Origin of the sequence: Catenulispora sp. GP43 (assembly GCF_041260665.1) — a bacterium.
Classification (GTDB): domain Bacteria; phylum Actinomycetota; class Actinomycetes; order Streptomycetales; family Catenulisporaceae; genus Catenulispora.
The window spans coordinates 81,881-96,628 of record NZ_JBGCCT010000038.1 but is presented as its reverse complement, the minus strand read 5'-3'; the positions used below and the strand labels follow the sequence as shown (position 1 = coordinate 96,628).

The 14,748-nt window shown below is 71.5% G+C and carries 17 protein-coding genes; 10 read left to right on the top strand and 7 right to left on the bottom strand.

The window, feature by feature from the left end; all coding sequences use genetic code 11:
• Positions 1-317 precede the first annotated feature (317 nt).
• From ABH926_RS46420 to ABH926_RS46405, 4 genes are read left to right on the top strand one after another with little or no spacing between them, the layout of a single operon-like run.
• On the top strand, positions 318-1,283 hold the full coding sequence (locus ABH926_RS46420) for a 5-dehydro-4-deoxyglucarate dehydratase (RefSeq protein WP_370373584.1): 966 nt from the start codon (positions 318-320) through the stop codon (positions 1,281-1,283).
• Positions 1,280-2,557 carry a glucarate dehydratase family protein gene (locus tag ABH926_RS46415; protein ID WP_370373582.1) on the top strand — a complete coding sequence of 426 codons (1,278 nt, stop codon included), beginning with the start codon at positions 1,280-1,282 and terminating at the stop codon, positions 2,555-2,557. The genes ABH926_RS46420 and ABH926_RS46415 overlap by 4 nt, the downstream gene beginning before the upstream one ends.
• Positions 2,557-3,690, top strand: coding sequence for a hypothetical protein (locus ABH926_RS46410; RefSeq protein WP_370373580.1), 1,134 nt, complete (start codon positions 2,557-2,559; stop codon positions 3,688-3,690). The genes ABH926_RS46415 and ABH926_RS46410 overlap by 1 nt, the downstream gene beginning before the upstream one ends.
• The gene (locus tag ABH926_RS46405) at positions 3,683-4,504 is read left to right on the top strand and encodes an NAD-dependent epimerase/dehydratase family protein (protein ID WP_370373578.1); all 822 of its coding nucleotides are present in this window, start codon (positions 3,683-3,685) and stop codon (positions 4,502-4,504) included. The genes ABH926_RS46410 and ABH926_RS46405 overlap by 8 nt, the downstream gene beginning before the upstream one ends.
• Before the next feature lie 301 nt (positions 4,505-4,805).
• On the opposite strand, the gene ABH926_RS46400 is transcribed toward ABH926_RS46405, so the two are convergent.
• Complete coding sequence (locus ABH926_RS46400) at positions 4,806-5,261, bottom strand: MarR family winged helix-turn-helix transcriptional regulator (RefSeq protein ID WP_370373576.1); 456 nt, start codon at positions 5,259-5,261, stop codon at positions 4,806-4,808.
• A gap of 45 nt (positions 5,262-5,306) precedes the next feature.
• Here ABH926_RS46400 and ABH926_RS46395 point away from each other — a divergent pair, with 45 nt between their 5' ends.
• A complete protein-coding gene (locus tag ABH926_RS46395; protein ID WP_370373575.1) occupies positions 5,307-5,873 on the top strand; it encodes a YbhB/YbcL family Raf kinase inhibitor-like protein in 567 nt (188 codons plus the stop codon).
• A 235-nt stretch (positions 5,874-6,108) separates the two neighbouring features.
• Here the strand turns inward: ABH926_RS46395 and ABH926_RS46390 are convergent, their stop codons facing one another.
• The gene (locus ABH926_RS46390) at positions 6,109-6,774 is read right to left on the bottom strand and encodes a TetR/AcrR family transcriptional regulator (RefSeq protein ID WP_370373574.1); all 666 of its coding nucleotides are present in this window, start codon (positions 6,772-6,774) and stop codon (positions 6,109-6,111) included.
• A gap of 70 nt (positions 6,775-6,844) precedes the next feature.
• On the opposite strand from ABH926_RS46390, the gene ABH926_RS46385 reads away from it, so the two are divergent.
• Positions 6,845-7,738, top strand: coding sequence for an NADP-dependent oxidoreductase (locus tag ABH926_RS46385; protein ID WP_370373572.1), 894 nt, complete (start codon positions 6,845-6,847; stop codon positions 7,736-7,738).
• 111 nt (positions 7,739-7,849) lie between these two features.
• Here the strand turns inward: ABH926_RS46385 and ABH926_RS46380 are convergent, their stop codons facing one another.
• Complete coding sequence (locus ABH926_RS46380; protein WP_370373570.1) at positions 7,850-8,062, bottom strand: CGNR zinc finger domain-containing protein; 213 nt, start codon at positions 8,060-8,062, stop codon at positions 7,850-7,852.
• 51 nt (positions 8,063-8,113) lie between these two features.
• Between ABH926_RS46380 and ABH926_RS46375 the strand changes: the two genes are divergently transcribed.
• The 3 genes from ABH926_RS46375 (at position 8,114) to ABH926_RS46365 (ending at position 9,186) form a co-directional block, all read left to right on the top strand.
• Complete coding sequence (locus ABH926_RS46375; RefSeq protein WP_370373568.1) at positions 8,114-8,386, top strand: hypothetical protein; 273 nt, start codon at positions 8,114-8,116, stop codon at positions 8,384-8,386.
• Positions 8,290-8,853, top strand: a complete 564-nt coding sequence (locus ABH926_RS46370) for an MFS transporter (RefSeq protein WP_370373566.1) — start codon at positions 8,290-8,292, stop codon at positions 8,851-8,853. Before ABH926_RS46375 ends, ABH926_RS46370 begins: the two co-directional genes overlap by 97 nt.
• Before the next feature lie 87 nt (positions 8,854-8,940).
• Positions 8,941-9,186: a hypothetical protein gene (locus tag ABH926_RS46365; RefSeq protein WP_370373564.1), complete on the top strand. Its 246-nt coding sequence runs from the start codon at positions 8,941-8,943 to the stop codon at positions 9,184-9,186.
• Here the strand turns inward: ABH926_RS46365 and ABH926_RS46360 are convergent.
• Entirely contained in the window at positions 9,183-9,863 is a 681-nt protein-coding gene (locus ABH926_RS46360) for a TetR/AcrR family transcriptional regulator (protein WP_370373562.1), read from the bottom strand. The two genes, ABH926_RS46365 and ABH926_RS46360, sit on opposite strands and share 4 nt — an antisense overlap.
• Positions 9,864-9,950: 87 nt before the next feature.
• On the opposite strand from ABH926_RS46360, the gene ABH926_RS46355 reads away from it, so the two are divergent.
• Entirely contained in the window at positions 9,951-11,135 is a 1,185-nt protein-coding gene (locus ABH926_RS46355; RefSeq protein WP_370373560.1) for an FAD-dependent oxidoreductase, read from the top strand.
• 7 nt (positions 11,136-11,142) lie between these two features.
• Here the strand turns inward: ABH926_RS46355 and ABH926_RS46350 are convergent, their stop codons facing one another.
• From ABH926_RS46350 to ABH926_RS46340, 3 genes are read right to left on the bottom strand one after another with little or no spacing between them, the layout of a single operon-like run.
• Positions 11,143-12,825, bottom strand: a complete 1,683-nt coding sequence (locus ABH926_RS46350) for a hypothetical protein (RefSeq protein ID WP_370373559.1) — start codon at positions 12,823-12,825, stop codon at positions 11,143-11,145.
• Entirely contained in the window at positions 12,822-14,045 is a 1,224-nt protein-coding gene (locus tag ABH926_RS46345) for a protein phosphatase 2C domain-containing protein (protein ID WP_370373557.1), read from the bottom strand. Before ABH926_RS46345 ends, ABH926_RS46350 begins: the two co-directional genes overlap by 4 nt.
• Before the next feature lie 2 nt (positions 14,046-14,047).
• Positions 14,048-14,722, bottom strand: coding sequence for a hypothetical protein (locus tag ABH926_RS46340; RefSeq protein WP_370373556.1), 675 nt, complete (start codon positions 14,720-14,722; stop codon positions 14,048-14,050).
• Positions 14,723-14,748: the final 26 nt, after the last annotated feature.

Below are 14,748 nucleotides of genomic sequence, written 5' to 3'. Positions count from 1 at the left end.
GCCCGGCCGTCGGCGCGATCAGCGCCTGGGATACCGGATGGGGGAACTGATCACGCGCCGGCCGTCGCGGACGCCTCGCTGGGGTGGACCGCGGCGGCCGGCGCATTGTTCTCGGTGGTGATAACAGGCCCCTTCGGGGCGGAAACCGGCCTTGCTCAGGCTGTGTCGAGGCCGCCCTCGCCGGCCGTTGAGACCCACGCCACTGGGCGTCGAAGGCTCGTCCGTGCTACCCCTGGATCATGAGCAGCGGACGGTCACGGTCGCTCGACGGCACCGGGATCGCCCCTCAGCGCCAGCGAGAGCATGAGGAAAAGACCATGAGCACCCTGACAGACCGCCTCGACGGCCTGCTCTTCTTCCCCGTCACGCCGTTCAGCGCGGATCGGGCGCGCGTCGACCTCGACGCGTTCGCAGCGCACCTGGAGAGCCGGCTGGCGCTGCTGGATCCGGAGCGCCCCGGGCTCTCGGCGGTGTTCGCGGCGTGCGGGACCGGCGAGTTCTGGGCCCTGGACCAGCGCGAGTACGCCGCGGTGCTGCGGGTCGCGGTGCAGGTCACGGCCGGTCGGGTGCCGGTGTTCGGGGGCGTCGGCTACGGGTCGGCGCTCGCGGCGTCCTTCACCGCCGCGGCCGAGCAGGCCGGGGTCGACGGCCTGCTGGTGCTGCCGCCCTACCTGGTCGCCGGCAGCCAGCAGGGGCTGCTGGAGCACTACCGGACCATCGCCGCGTCGACCAGCCTGGACCTGATCGTCTACCAGCGGGACAACGTCACCTTCGCCCCGGAGACCGTCGCCGACCTGGCCGAGGTGCCGAACATCATCGGCTTCAAGGACGGCAGGGGCGACCTGGACCTCATGCAGCGCATCGTCTCGGCCGTCCGGCTGCGGCACGGCGCCGACCGCCTGCTGTTCCTCAACGGGCTGCCCACCGCCGAGCTGACGCAACTCGCTTACCGGGGGATCGGCGTCCCGCTGTACTCCTCGGCGGTGTTCTGCTTCGCCCCGGACATCGCGCTGGCGTTCTACCACGCCCTGCGCGACGGCGACGGGGCGCTCGCCGACGCGCTGATCGACCGGTTCTACAAGCCGCTGGTGGAGCTGCGGAACAAGGGCGCCGGCTACGCGGTGTCGCTGGTGAAGAGCGGGGTGCGGCTGGATGGCCTGGACGCCGGGCCGGTGCGCGCGCCGCTGACCGAGCCCGAACCGGAGCACGTGGCGCAGCTGGAGAAGCTGATCGCCGAGGGCCGGGCGGTGCTGGCCGGGCATCAGGCCGGAGGTGCGGTGTGAGCACCGAGCCGGGCCCGGTGGTCACCGGCATCGACATCACCCCGGTGGCGATCGCCGACCCGCCGCTGCTGAACGCCTCCGGCGTGCACGAGCCGTTCCAGCTCCGCTCGATCATCCAGGTCCGCACCGATGCCGGCATCACCGGCGTGTCCGAGGCCTACGGCGACGACGCCACGCTCACCCAGCTGCGCCAGGCCGCCGCCGCGCTCACCGGCCTGGACGTCTTCCACCTCAACGAGCTCACCCGGCGCGTGGCCGAGGCCCTGGCCTCGGCGTCGGCCTCCTCGCCGACCGAGCTGATCGGCGCCGCCAGCGCGGACAAGACCGTCGCGCAGGCGGTCTCGGCGTTCGAGGTGGCGTGCTTCGACATCCAGGGCAAGGCGACCGGCAGGCGCGTTGTGGACCTGCTCGGCGGCCCGGTGCGTGACCGCGTCGACTTCAGTGCGTACCTGTTCTACAAGTGGGCCGAGCATCCTGGGGACTTCCCGGCTGACGACTGGGGAGCGGTGCTGGATCCGGATGGGATCGTGGCGCAGGCGCGCCGGATGGTGGATCGCTATGGCTTCAAGTCGCTGAAGCTCAAGGGCGGTGTCTTTGCGCCCGAGGAGGAGATCGAGGCCGTCAAGGCTCTGCGACGGGAGTTCCCGGACCGTCCGGTGCGCCTGGATCCGAACGCCAACTGGTCGGTGGAGACCAGCCACAAGGTGGCGGCGGCCCTGGAGGGCGAGCTGGAGTACCTGGAGGACCCTACGCCGGGCATCCCCGGTATGGCCGAGGTCGCGGCCAAGACCTCGCCGCCGTTGGCGACCAACATGTGCGTCACCGGGTTCGCCGAGATCCCCGAGGCGGTGCGTCTCGGCGCGGTCCAGGTGATCCTGTCCGACCACCACTTCTGGGGCGGCTTCCGCGCCACGCAGAATCTGGCCGCGCTGTGCCAGACCTTCGGCCTCGGCCTGTCGATGCACTCGAACACACACCTGGGGATCAGCCTCGCGGCGATGACCCACCTGGCCGCCGCCACGCCGAACCTGACCTACGCGCTGGACACGCATTCGCCGTGGAAGACCGAGGAGGTCATCGCGGGCGGCCCGCTGCGGTTCGCCGACGGTGCGCTGGCGGTCCCCGACGGCCCGGGGCTCGGCGTCGAGATCGACCCCGACGCCCTGGCCCGGCTGCATGAACAGTACCTGACCTGCGGGTTCCGCAAGCGTGACGACGCGACGTGGATGCGCCGGGCGCAGCCGGAGTTCAGTGGAAAGCGGCCGAGGTTCTGATGGCGTCCGGGGCTTTGGACGCCGGGATCTATGTATACCCCTGGGACGTCGTCGGGGACCCGGCCGCGGCCGAGCGGGTGGCCGGGCTCGGCGTCAGCCACGCGACCGTCGCAGCGTTCTACCACGCCACCCGCGCTCTGACTCCGCGGCATCCGGGGCACCGGGTGGTCGTCGCTGAACGCAGCGCCGCGTATCTGCCGGTCGGACCGGCATGGACGGACCTGCTGCCGGCTGCGCAGAGCTGGGTCGCCGGACACGACGTGTTCGGGGACACGGTCGCCGCGCTGGCCGGCGCGGGTGTCCCGACGCACGCGTGGGTCGTGGTGGACCACGTCGACGGCTTCGGCGGCCCGCACGTGGTCAACGCCTACGACGACGTGTACCCGTGGGCACTGTGCCCGGCGAACGAATCCGTCCTCGAATACGCCGTAGGGCTCGCGGCCGTGGTCGCCGAGCGCCCGGACATCGCAGGGATCGAATTCGAGGCGGCTGGGTGGTACGGCTTCGACCACCTGAGCCAGCACGACAAAGTAGCCGGCGTCCGCCTGTCCGAGGACGAGCAGTTTCTGTTCTCGCTCTGCTTCTGCCCCGCCTGCTGCGCGGCCTATCGCGAGGCCGGAATCGACGCCTCGCAACTGCGCTCGGCGGTCCGGCAGCGGCTGGACGCGAACTTCGACGGCCGCCCGGCCGCGCCGTTCGACGCCGACCTGGACGCGGCGGTGTCGGCCATGCGCGGCCGGGTCGCCGACCGGCTGCGCGAGGCGATGGTGCGGGAGCTGCGCACGCAGCGGTCGGACCCGGGTTTCTCAGTGGCCTTCCACGCCACGCCCCGGCCCCGGGTGAGCCTGGCCAACACCGGCGTGGACATGGCGAGGCTGCCGGCCGGGACCACCGGCGTCGTGGTCAACTGCTGGAACGGCAGCGCGGCGCCGGTCCAGGCCGCGGTCGGACACGGCGTGGACGTCTACGCCGGGCTGCTCGGGATCCGCGGCATGGGCGGCGACCCTGAAGGGCTGGCGCGCGTCCTCGGCGACGTCCGGGCCGCCGGAGCCGCGGGCGTGCGGATCTACCACGCCGGGCTCGCCGCCGCCGACGACCTGACCGCGATCGGGAAGGCACTGGCAGATGCTTGAGGACAAGGGCCGCATGCTCGGCCGGATGCTCATCACCGGCGCGGCCGGGGGAGTGGGGACGTTCCTACGCACCGGACTGGCTGAGCTCGGATGGCGGCTGCGGTGCCTGGACCTGCGCGTCCCGGACGATCCCGGTGCCGCCGAGTGGGTGGTCGGCGACATCACCGACCCGCCGACCCTCGACGCGGCGATGGCGGACGTCGACGTCGTGATCCACCTGGCCGCGATCCCGGTCGAGGACCACTTCGAGGCGATCCTGCACGCCAACATCGACGGCACCTACCGGGTCTACGACGCGGCCGTACGCGCCGGGGTGCCGCGATTCCTGTTCGCCAGCAGCAACCACGCGGTCGGGTACTACGAACGGGCGGCCTTCCGCGACCGGCGCATCGGCATGGACGCGCGGCCACGTCCCGACACCTTCTATGGCGTGTCGAAGGTCTTCGGGGAGACCCTCGGCTCGTTCTACCACGACCGCCACGGACTCCAGGTGGCCTGCGTACGGATCGGGTCCTGCTATACCCGGCCCCGGACCCGGCGGATGCTGGACACCTGGCTGAGCCCCGCCGACGCGGTGCGGCTGTTCCACGCCCTGGCCACGGCGCCTGACCTGGACTACGAGATCGTCTACGGCGTCTCGGCGAACCGCACCGCGTGGGGGAACCCGGACCCCGCGCGGCAACTCGGCTACGAAGCGCAGGACGACTCCTCGGTCTTCGCCGACCAGTTCGCCGACGAGCCGATCGACCCGGACGACCCCGAGGTGCGCTACCTGGGCGGCGACTTCACCACCGCGACTCCGGGTTCGCGCTGAGCGCTACAAGTGGGGATGTCCCCAGATAGCAGCTGCGGTGGATCACCGAAGTCAGGGCCTCGCGAGAGCACGGGATCGGGACTCGATGGTCAGGACTCGGCGACAACGCGCAGCAGAGCTGAGCATCGCTCGGCGACCGGCACTCGGTGCTGCCACGTAGTAGTACGAGGCGTTGCCCGGCGATCGGACTCGATGATCGGGAAGACCGATATCGAGCAGCAGAGCTGGCATCGCTCGGCGATCGGGACTCGGCGGTAACGCGCTGGAGTGCTGAGCATCGCTCTGCGACCGGACTCGATGGTCAGGACTCAGCGATACCGCGTAGCAGTTCCGCAGCGCGGGCCAGGACAGCGCGGTCCTCGTCGCTGAGCGCGTTCAGCCGCTCGTCGAGCCATGCGGTGCGGTGGGCGTGCGTGGCGCCGGCGATGGTGTCGCCTTCGGGGGTCGTGATGAACAGGACCTTGCGGCCGTCGTGCGGGTCGCGGGTGCGGAACGCGTAGCCGGCGGAGGTGAGCCGGTTCACGGTCTGGCTCATCGAGGCCGGGGAGACGCGGGCGCGGTCGCTGAGCTCGGTGAGTGTTGCCGGACCGTGTTTGTGCAGGTGGGTCAGCACGTCGATCGCCGCGTCGCCGAGGGCTCCCTCCGGGCGCATCCCGCGAAAGCGGCGGTACAGGCCGCCGACGGCCGCGCGCAGGTCGACGCTGAGCTCGGTCTCTTCGACCGCGTTCGCCCAGCGTTCGGTTGCTTCCTTGTCCATGGCTCTTTAATATACCTAAAGAAATCGACAAAAGGAGCCGAAGCCGTGCCCGCAAACCCCCTTGGCGTCGCGCTGCGCAACCGGCGTGCCGGCCAGCACACCCTGGTCTGGGCCCGCCCAGACCTGCAGGCCGCGGAGAACTTCGTGCTGAGCAGCCCCGCGTTCGAGCACGAGGCGCCGATCCCGTCCGCGCACCGTGGCCGGATGTTCGGCGCCAACATCTCCCCGGAGCTGGCCTGGACCCGGCCGCCGGCCGGCACCGTCGAACTCGCGCTCATCGTGCAGGACCCCGACGTGCCCTTCAGCAAGCCGGCCATCCACGCGCTCGCCCTGGGCATCGACCCGGCGCGTGACGGCCTGCCGGAGAACGCCCTCGCCAACCCGAGCCCGATCGCCGGCTTGCGGCACGGCAAGGGCCCGCTCGGCCGCCGAGGCTATGCCGGGCCGATGCCGATCCGCTCGCACGGGCCACACGCGTATGTGTTCCAGCTCTTCGCGCTCGACCAAGCCACGACGCTCCCAGAAGGATTTGCGCTGAAGGATGCGCTCGCGGCTATCGCGGGCCACGTCATCGGTCGTGCTCGGCTGGATGGGACCTACGAGGCCCGGTAGTTCGCGCTCGCCACAGCGCGACGGTCTTGCCGGTCCGGCCGGAGATGTCGCGCGCCGGGCCGGAAGCTTACTGAGCAGGGCCAGATGCTTCCCGCGTCGGGCCGGAGTCATCGCGCGCCGGTGAGAAGCTTCCCGCGCCGGGTCAGAGGTGTCCCGCGCAGCACCGGCGGTTGCGCACGCCAGACCCGCGATCGCCTATGCCAAGTCGGCAGCCGCACGCGCCTGGCCGGCCGGTCTAACGTGCCAGACCGGCGGTCTCCTGCGCCCGGCCAGCGGCCTCCCGTGCTAGCCCCGAGCCCTCCTCTGCTAGCCCCGAGTTCTCCTCCGCCAGACCTGAGGCCTCCCAAGCCGCCTCGATCATGCGGAACACCTCGTCCACCGCCGCTCGCGGATCGTCCGCCTCGCGTGCCACGGAGAAGGCGTCGACCACGAACCGTGCGATCGCGTGGCAGGCCGGCGTGGTCTGCGGGAGGTTCAGGTCGGCGGCGATGGCCTTGGCCAGCGACTGGGCGTGGCGCTGCCTCATCGACTCCTCGTACTGCTTCAGTGCCGCCGAATCCTCGATCATGTGCCACAGCGGGGCGGCGCCGTCGGCCGTGCAGTGCTGCACCATCGCGTGGATCTCGTGGCGGAGCGCCGGGATGAGCGGGGCGTGCGGCGCGCGGTCGGCGACCGCCTGCACGAGGCGCTGCTCGAAGTCCTCGTCCTGCTCGAAGACCAGCGCCTCCTTCGAGCTGAAGTGTGCGAACAGCGTGGTCACGGCCACGTCCGCCTCCGCCGCGACCTCGCGGATGCCCACCGCGTCGTAGCCGCGCTCGGCGAACAGGCGCAGGGCGGTGTCGGCGATCTTCTGGCGGGTGGCGGCCTTCTTGCGCTCGCGGCGTCCCGGCTGCTCGATCATGGCGTCACACTATCAGGTGTGAAATCACAACGGTTTCAAAACACTAACCGTTAGTGTTACGGTCTGCGGCATGAAGAAAGTGAGCTTCGCCGAGTTCGGCGGCCCGGACGTCCTGCACCTCATCGACGCCGAGGAGCCCCACGCGGGCCCCGGCCAGGTGCGCATCGCGGTACGGGCCGCCGGTGTGAACCCCGTCGACTGGAGGATCCGTGAAGGCCAGAAGTTGAGCGCGCATCCGCTGCGGCTGCCCTCCGGGGTGGGACTGGACGCGTCCGGGGTCGTGGACGAGATCGGGGAGGGTGTCGCAGGGTTCGATGTCGGTGACCACGTGTTCGGCGAGGGTGTGGACACCTACGCGGAGTTCGCCGTGCTCACGGCCTGGGCCCGTATGCCCGAGGGCCTGTCGTTCGAGGAAGCCGCCGGATATCCCTCGGTGGTCGAGACCGCGCTGCGCATCATTGGCCAGGTCGGCGTACGGCCGGGACAGACGCTGCTGGTCAGCGGTGCCGCCGGCGGCGTGGGATCCGCGGTGCTGCAGGTGGCCCGCGAGCGCGGCATCACCGTGATCGGCACGGCCGGCGCGGCGAACCAGGACTACCTGCGCAGCCTCGGCGCCCTGGCCACCACCTACGGCCCCGGCTGGGTCGACAGGGTACGCGGGCTCGGCGAGGTCGACGCGGCGCTCGACCTGGCCGGCTCCGGCGTGATCGGCGAACTCGTAGAACTGACGGGGGACGCGGACAAGGTCGTCTCGATCGCGGACCTGGGCGCGCCGGAGTTCGGCGTCCGGTTCTCGGGCACGGCTGGAAGCGTCACGGACGCACTGACCGAGGCCGCATCCCTGATAGCGCAACGGAAACTGCACATCCCGGTCGACAAGTCCTACCCGCTGGCCGAGGCCGCGAAGGCGCACATCGACAGCCAGGCCGGGCACACGCGCGGCCGGCGCGTGATCCTGATCTAGGGCTAGGGCTAGGGCTAGGGCTAGGGCTAGGGCTAGGGCTAGGGCTAGGGCTAGGACCAGTTCGAGTTCGAGTCCTGGGTCGAGTTCCTAGTCCTACCTCTAGTCCTACCTCTAGGCCGAACTCTTCGCCTTCTGCCGGGCATAGAAGGCGCGCGCACGGTTGCGGTCGCCACAATCCTTCGTGTCGCACCAGCGTCGGTTCCGGCGCGGTGAGGTGTCGAGGTACACCCAGCCGCACTTGACGTCTTCGCACTGGTGGAGTCGGTCGAGGTCGGCGCGGTGGGTGAAGTCCACCAGTCCGCGCACGATGCGGTCGCGGGGCATGCGAAGGCTGGTGCCCCGCTCTCGCCAGTGCCACCCGGGGGAGTACCGACCATGCCCGCGCCCGCTCGCAGACCGTTCGCCGCGCTGTTGGCGTCCCAGGCGTCCTCGAACCTCGCCGACGGACTCCTGCAGTCCGCGGCGCCCCTGCTCATCGCCACCCTGACCCGCGACCCGCTGGTGGTGTCGGGCATGACCGTGGTGCAGTTCCTGCCCTGGCTGATCGCCAGGTGCCGGCCGGCGTCCTGGCCGACCGGATGGATCGGCGCCGGGTCCTCACCGCCGGCAACTGGCTTCGGGCCGCCGGCTTCGCCCTGCTCGCGCTGACGCTGGCCAACGGCTGGCACCACGTCGCGCTGCTGTACGCCGCAGTGTTCCTGGCCGGTTGCGCCGAGACGATGGTCGACAACGCCGCGCTCACCATCCCGCCGCGCCTGGTCCCCCGCGAACGGCTCGAGCGGTCCAACGGCTGCCCGTTCGCCACGCAGTCCGTCATCCACACCTTCGTCGGCCCGCCGGCCGGAGCGGCGCTGTTCGCCCTGGCGGCGTCAGCGGCCTTCTACGCCGGTGCCGCCGGCTTCGCGCTCGCGGCCTGGCCGCCATGCTGCTTCCGGCGCTGCGTCCTACTACGGAGGAACTGCACCGTCGCCACTCGACGCCGACCGCCATCACCCAGGACATCCGCTCGGGCTGGTCCCACTTCTGGCAGCACGATCTGCTGCGCCGCGTCGCGTTCATCTCGGCGGCCGTCAACTTCTTCAGCTCCGCGACCGGCGCCCTGCTCGTCCTGCTGATCACCGGCCCGTACCACGCGCCCGCGTCGCGCTACGGCCTGTTCATCGCGGTGCCGGATCGTCGTCAGTACTCTGCGCCAGGCAGTGGTGCCCGACGGACTCCTGGGCCGGGTGACGGCCGCCTACCGGCTGGTCGTCCTCGGCGTCGTCCCGCTCGGCGCGCTGACCGGCGGTACCCTCGGGATCCGCACCCCGTTCATCGCCTCGGCGGTCGGCCTCGTCGCCGCAGCATTCCTGCTTGCTTCCCGAGTGAGCACCCAGGCCCTCCGGGATGCCGAAAGTGCCGCCGTGGAGGATGATGCCGAGCTCGTACCGGCCGGCCACGCGTTCTAGCCGCCGTGGACGGCCTCGATGCCGGCGAGGATCAGGTCGACCCCGGCGGCGAACTGCTCGCGGTCGTCGTGTTCAACCAGATGCGTGCGGGCCCTGAACACCGACGGGTACCTGGCCGGGTCGAGCTGGTCCCATCGTTCGGCGACCGAGGCCAGGAACGCGTCGCGGTCCATCTTGCCGGCGGCCAGTGCGCGGGCGTTGGCAGCGTTCTGCCCCGCGACGCCGAGGATGTAGTTCACCAGCACGCCCGCGCAATCGGAGACCCCTGATTCGGGGACGCCGAGCGCCTTCAAGTGCGTGCTGATGCTCTCGTAGACGTCCAGCAGCGCCGGCTGCCAGGGTGCACGGCTGAGCTGCGCGCCGACCCAGGGGCGGGCGTCGATCGCGTCGAACAGGCCGAGCGCGAGCGCGCGCAGCGCCGGCCGGGCTCCGGCGTCGGCGGAGAGGTTGTCCAGCAGGTCGGCGATGACGTGGTCGGCGGCCGCCGCGAGCAGGTCGTCCCGGTCAGTGACGTGGTGGTAGATCGCACCGTAGCCGGTGGACAGGCGCACAGTCAGTGCCCGCAGGGTCAGAGCCTCCTCGCCCTCGGTGTCCAGGATCTCGGTCGCGGCGTCCACGATCACGGCTCGGGACAGCGCCTCGGTACGTCGCGGCGCTCGCCGGGGTTTGGTCGCCATGGGCTCATTGTGCCATGGATGGATCGCCGCTCCAAAGTCGTGCTAGCGTTTTTGGAGCGACGATCCAAACTGTTGCGGAGGAGCATCATGACCACACCGATCACCATCGTCGGGGCCGGCCTCGGCGGCCTCGTCCTGGCCCGGGTCCTGCACGTGCACGGCATCCCGGTCACCGTCCACGAGGCCGAGGACTCGGCGTCGGCGCGCACCCAGGGCGGCCTGCTGGACATCCATCCCTGGAACGGCCAGCCGGCGCTGGAGGCGGCCGGCTTGATCGAGGAGTTCCGCGATCTGGTCCTGCCCGGCCGTGAGTCCTACCGGGTCTTGGACCGGGCCGGAACCGTGCTGCTCGACCTGCCGGACGACGGCACCGGCCAGCGCCCCGAGGTCTCGCGCGGCGAGCTGCGTCAGATGCTGCTGGACTCGTTGCCGGAGGGCACTGTGTGCTGGGGCAGCAAGGTCACCGGTGTGCAGGCGGTCGGCGAGGGCCGTTATGAGCTGTGTTTTGCCGACGGTGACAGGGCACTGACAAGCGTGTTGGTCGGCGCGGACGGGGCATGGTCGCGGGTCCGTCCGCTGCTGTCCACGGCCGTACCGCAGTACGTCGGCTACACCTCCGTCGAGTACTTCCTGCTCGACGCCGACACCCGGCATCCGGCCACCGCCGCGACGGTCGGCACCGGATCGTTGTTCGCGCTCGCGCCGGGCAAGGGTTTTCTGGCTCATCGGGAGCGCGGCGGCACGCTGCATGCGTATGTGCAGATCCAAGCCCCTCGCGACTGGCTCGCCGACATCGACACGGCAGACATCGACAGGCCAGGCACTGACACGGCGGACGGCTCCGCGATATCGGCGCGGCTGCTCGCCGAGTTCGACGGCTGGGCGCCGGAGCTCACCGCGTTGATCACCGCCGCCGACACCGCACCGGTCGTCCGTCTCCTGCACACACTGCCGCCGGGCCACCGCTGGGCCCGCGTGCCCGGCGTGACCCTGATCGGCGACGCCGCGCATCTCGCGCCCCCGAACGGCGAGGGCGCGAACACCGCCATGCAGGACGGCGCCGAACTCGGCCGCGCCATCGCCGCGCATCCCGAAGACGTCGAGAGTGCGCTCGCGAGCTACGAACAGGCGCTGTTCCACCGTGCAGGCAACGAATCAGGTACCGAATCAGGTACCGAATCGGGCCACGAGGACGTCTACGACCTCATGCTCGGCGCCGACGCCCCGCACAGCTGGGTCGCCATGATGACCGGAGCCGAGCAGGCGTCCTGAGCAGGCGCTATGAGCACGCCGAGGGCGTCCCGGTCGCCGACTTGATCAGATACTTGTCGTCCGAGGTGTAGGTGAGGGTGTACGTCAGGCTCCACATGGTGCAGGTCTGATTCGGATCGTTGCCGGGCCCGTAGCCGGCCGCCTGCTGGCTGCGGAAGGTGACGTCGGCGGTGGTGGCGGCGCCCGGGCCGGCCGGGCTCAGCGCGGTCAGCGTCGCGTTGTCGTCGGTGCTGGTCTTGTCGGCCTGCTCGAAGGAGTCGCGCTGCTGCTGGTCGTTGGTGTTGAGGTCGCCGCTCGGGTCGTACAGGGCGAAGACCGCGTCGAAGTTCTTCGTGGTGATGTCGGAGAAGTAGGAGTCGAACAGCGTCGCGACCTGGACTGAGCGCGGATCGCCGACGAGCGAGGGGTCGATCTGCACCAAGCCGACGGCGGTGGTCGCAGGCGGTGACGGCGGCGGCGTCGGAGTCGGAGACGGGGTGTCGGTGTCGCCACCGGTATCGGTCGTCGCGGTGTCGCCGCCGTTCGGGTCCGTGCTCGCCGAGCCCCCGGCATTGGTGGGGACTCCGTTGTCGTCCTGCGAGACGCTGAGCGAGCTCGTGGTCCCGCTGGAACCGGCCACGTCGTGGAACGAGCCGTTGGCGACGGCCACGCCGACCGCGACGACGCCGGCCGTCAGCAGCCCGCCGAGCGCGACGAGCACGCCGGAGCGGTTGCGCGGCGGCGTGGGCTGGGCGGCGTGGTGCGGGCCGGCCGCGCCCGGCGCTCCGTACCGTCCGAACGGTCCCGCCGGCGCGCCCAACGGCGGCGCCGGCACGTGGATGGTCGCCGTCGGCGGGTTCGGGTCGGCCGCCGCTGCGGCGGCCCGCAGCTCGGGGATCCAGTCCTCCGGCGTGCCGCGCCTGGCCGGATCCGTGCTCTGGCTGGCGCGCGCCAGATTTTCCAACCGCGGCGCCACTCGCCCCAGCCGGGACGGATCGCGTGAGGACTGGTCGCGGGCGAACAGCCGGATCGCCAGTAGTCCGAACTTCAGCGTGTCGGCGGCAGGGGTGGCCGGTTCCTCGCCGGGCGGCAGGTCCCAGTCGGGGGTGTGGGCCTGCGGCAGTACGTCCGCGCCGTGCAGCCGCATCGAGTCGCAGTCCAGGTAGAAGGTGCGGTGCGTGGGCAGGGAGAAGAGCATGTTCTTCGGCGAGAAGTCGCCGACGCGGGCTCCGAGCCGGTGCAGGCGGACCAGCGAGTCGGCGATGTCGGCCAGCAGCTTCAGGCGGTCCCGGTCGGAGACCATCAGGCCGATGTCCTGCAGATAGCGGTCCTCGTTGAGCAGGAACGCGTACTCGGCGGTCGTCTGGGTCACGCCCGAGGGGCTCAGGTGGGAGAAGGAGAACTCGGCCGGGATCTCGCGCATCAGGAAGCCGATGACGCGGCCGCCCTCGGTGATCAGCGCTTGGGGCCAGGCGGTCCGCTCGCGCAGCCACAGCGCGTCCGGTCCGGCGTGCGCCGGCAGGTCGCCGAGCGCGTCCAGGGCCCGCTCGTCGAGCCGGTCCAGCCACTCGGGCCGGTAGCGCTTGAAGATCAGCCGGTGGCCGTCGGTGTCGCGGGGCCGGTCGACCGGGATGATGCGGCCCTGGCCGCCCTTCTTCAGGGTCAGCTCCGGGCCCAGGTCCAGGGCGCTGTGCTCGATGCGCGCGGTCATGGTGCCTCCCGCCGCGCCCGGCGCGGCCAGACGGCCAGCAGGGTGCGGTCGTCGTCGAAGGTCTCGCGGGAGAAGTCGAGCAGGTGTGCCAGTCCCCGGGGCGGCGGCGGGGCGGCGAGGTGCCAGGCGAACAGCTGCCCGATCTGGCCGGTGCCGTCGCCCAGCGGGTCGCCGAAGCCGTCGGTGCCGACCAGCAGCACCTGGTGCGGCAGCAGGTCGAAGGCGGCGAACGGCATCGGGTCCGGGATCTGCGGCAGCGCGGTGACGCCCGAGGAGACCACCGCCGCCTCCGGTGTCCCCTCGGCGCCGAAGACCGGCCGGTAGTGCGCGCCGTCGAGCACCCACGCGCCGGAGTCGCCGACCCGGGTCATGATCACCCGGGCCCGGTCGGGCAGCGCGCCGACGGCGCCGATGGTCAGCGTGGTGGCCAGCAGCTCGCTGATCTGCGCGGCGCTGGGCGCGGGGACCTGCAGGTGGCGCCGGGTCACGCTGGCCATGTGCCGTACCGCGGCGTCGGCGACGGCGGCCCAGTCCAGCGGCCGGCCGCTGAGCAGGAACTGTTGCAGGGCCTCGATCGCGGCCTCGGCGGCGGCCGCCGCGCCGAGTTCGCCGTGGCGGGCGTTGGAGACGCCGTCGGCGACGGCGAACAGCAGCTCCTCGCGGTTGCCACGGCGTTGGAAGAACACGGTGACGTGGTCCTGGCGGGGCGCGCCGTTGTAGCGGTGGGCGTAGCCGCGCACCGAGGCCGAGCGGACCGTGAAGGAGTCGCTGGACCAGCCGTCGAAGACGGTGTCGGGGATGTGGCGGCGCACCGGGACGCCGGGCGGGCGGGGCTCGAACTCGGCGGTGGCCCGGTCGACGACGATCGGCTCCCAGGCCGCCGCCAGATCGGCCGGTGGGGCGTGCTCCGGCGGCGGCGGCGGCGATGGCGATGGCGATGGCGACGGCGACGGTGACGACGACGACGGCGGCGCGGCCTGCCAAGGGTCCTGATACGCCGGGGCCAGCCACGCGTGCGCCGCCGCCTCCTGATCGCGCCGCAACGCCTCGTGTTCCCGCCGCACCCCCTCCTGATCGCGCCGCGCGGCCTCCTGATCCCGTCGCGTGCCGGTGGGCCCGCCGCGCCGTTCCAACTCCCGCGCCTCCCGCTGTCGCAGGTCCTCCAACGAGGAACCGGCGCTCTCGTCCTGGTTGCGGCGCGTGCCCGATGGCCACCGCATGCTCAGACCACGTCGATCGCGAGCACGAACTGCTCGGGCAGGTCGACCGCCAGCTCCGGGTTCCCGCCGGCCAGCGTCTGCCCGGAGTGGATGACGCTGGCGGTCAGGGCGGTGAAGAAACTCGCGATCGCCCGCCCGATGTCGGCGCCGGGGACCGCGATCAGGCCGAACTCGCGCGCGGTGGCCACCGTGGCGATGGTCGCGGCGTCCGCGCCGCCGACGCCGCAGGCGATGATGTTCGGCGCGACCGGGGTGGTGCCGCGGTCGGTGAGCTGCTTCAGCGGGCCCTGCCAGTCCTCGTCGTTGGGCAGGCCGTCGCTGAAGAAGAACACCGCGGGCCGGTGCACGACGTAGTTCTGGCGCTTCAAGGCCGCCACGTCGTTCGGGATCCGCCGCATCAGGTCCAGGAACACGCTGCGGTAGCTGGTGGTGTTCCCCGAGCCCATCGGCGGCATCGCCGGCTGTTCGCGCACGTCGCACAGCGCCAGGCGCTCGACCACGGTGTCGGCGAAGCCCAGCACCGCCAGCCGGACCTTCGCCGCCACCATCGGGTTCATGCGCAGCTCCGAGTACAGCGCCTCCAACCCTGCGGTGAGCTCGCCGGAGTGCGGGCGCATCGACGCGGACTCGTCGGCGGCCACGTACACCGGGAGCAGATGGCCTTTCGTGTCGGGCATGGATCAGCCTCCTTGGTGTCGGTACT

What these genes read in the sequence shown, in the direction of transcription:
- ABH926_RS46420 (WP_370373584.1), top strand. Translation starts at nt 318, where the DNA reads ATGAGCACCCTGACAGACCGCCTCGACGGCCTGCTCTTCTTCCCCGTC.
- ABH926_RS46410 (WP_370373580.1), top strand. Translation starts at nt 2,557, where the DNA reads ATGGCGTCCGGGGCTTTGGACGCCGGGATCTATGTATACCCCTGGGAC.
- ABH926_RS46405 (WP_370373578.1), top strand. Translation starts at nt 3,683, where the DNA reads ATGCTTGAGGACAAGGGCCGCATGCTCGGCCGGATGCTCATCACCGGC.
- ABH926_RS46400 (WP_370373576.1), bottom strand. Translation starts at nt 5,261, where the DNA reads ATGGACAAGGAAGCAACCGAACGCTGGGCGAACGCGGTCGAAGAGACC.
- ABH926_RS46390 (WP_370373574.1), bottom strand. Translation starts at nt 6,774, where the DNA reads ATGATCGAGCAGCCGGGACGCCGCGAGCGCAAGAAGGCCGCCACCCGC.
- ABH926_RS46385 (WP_370373572.1), top strand. Translation starts at nt 6,845, where the DNA reads ATGAAGAAAGTGAGCTTCGCCGAGTTCGGCGGCCCGGACGTCCTGCAC.
- ABH926_RS46380 (WP_370373570.1), bottom strand. Translation starts at nt 8,062, where the DNA reads ATGCCCCGCGACCGCATCGTGCGCGGACTGGTGGACTTCACCCACCGC.
- ABH926_RS46375 (WP_370373568.1), top strand. Translation starts at nt 8,114, where the DNA reads ATGCCCGCGCCCGCTCGCAGACCGTTCGCCGCGCTGTTGGCGTCCCAG.
- ABH926_RS46360 (WP_370373562.1), bottom strand. Translation starts at nt 9,863, where the DNA reads ATGGCGACCAAACCCCGGCGAGCGCCGCGACGTACCGAGGCGCTGTCC.
- ABH926_RS46355 (WP_370373560.1), top strand. Translation starts at nt 9,951, where the DNA reads ATGACCACACCGATCACCATCGTCGGGGCCGGCCTCGGCGGCCTCGTC.
- ABH926_RS46350 (WP_370373559.1), bottom strand. Translation starts at nt 12,825, where the DNA reads ATGACCGCGCGCATCGAGCACAGCGCCCTGGACCTGGGCCCGGAGCTG.
- ABH926_RS46345 (WP_370373557.1), bottom strand. Translation starts at nt 14,045, where the DNA reads ATGCGGTGGCCATCGGGCACGCGCCGCAACCAGGACGAGAGCGCCGGT.
- ABH926_RS46340 (WP_370373556.1), bottom strand. Translation starts at nt 14,722, where the DNA reads ATGCCCGACACGAAAGGCCATCTGCTCCCGGTGTACGTGGCCGCCGAC.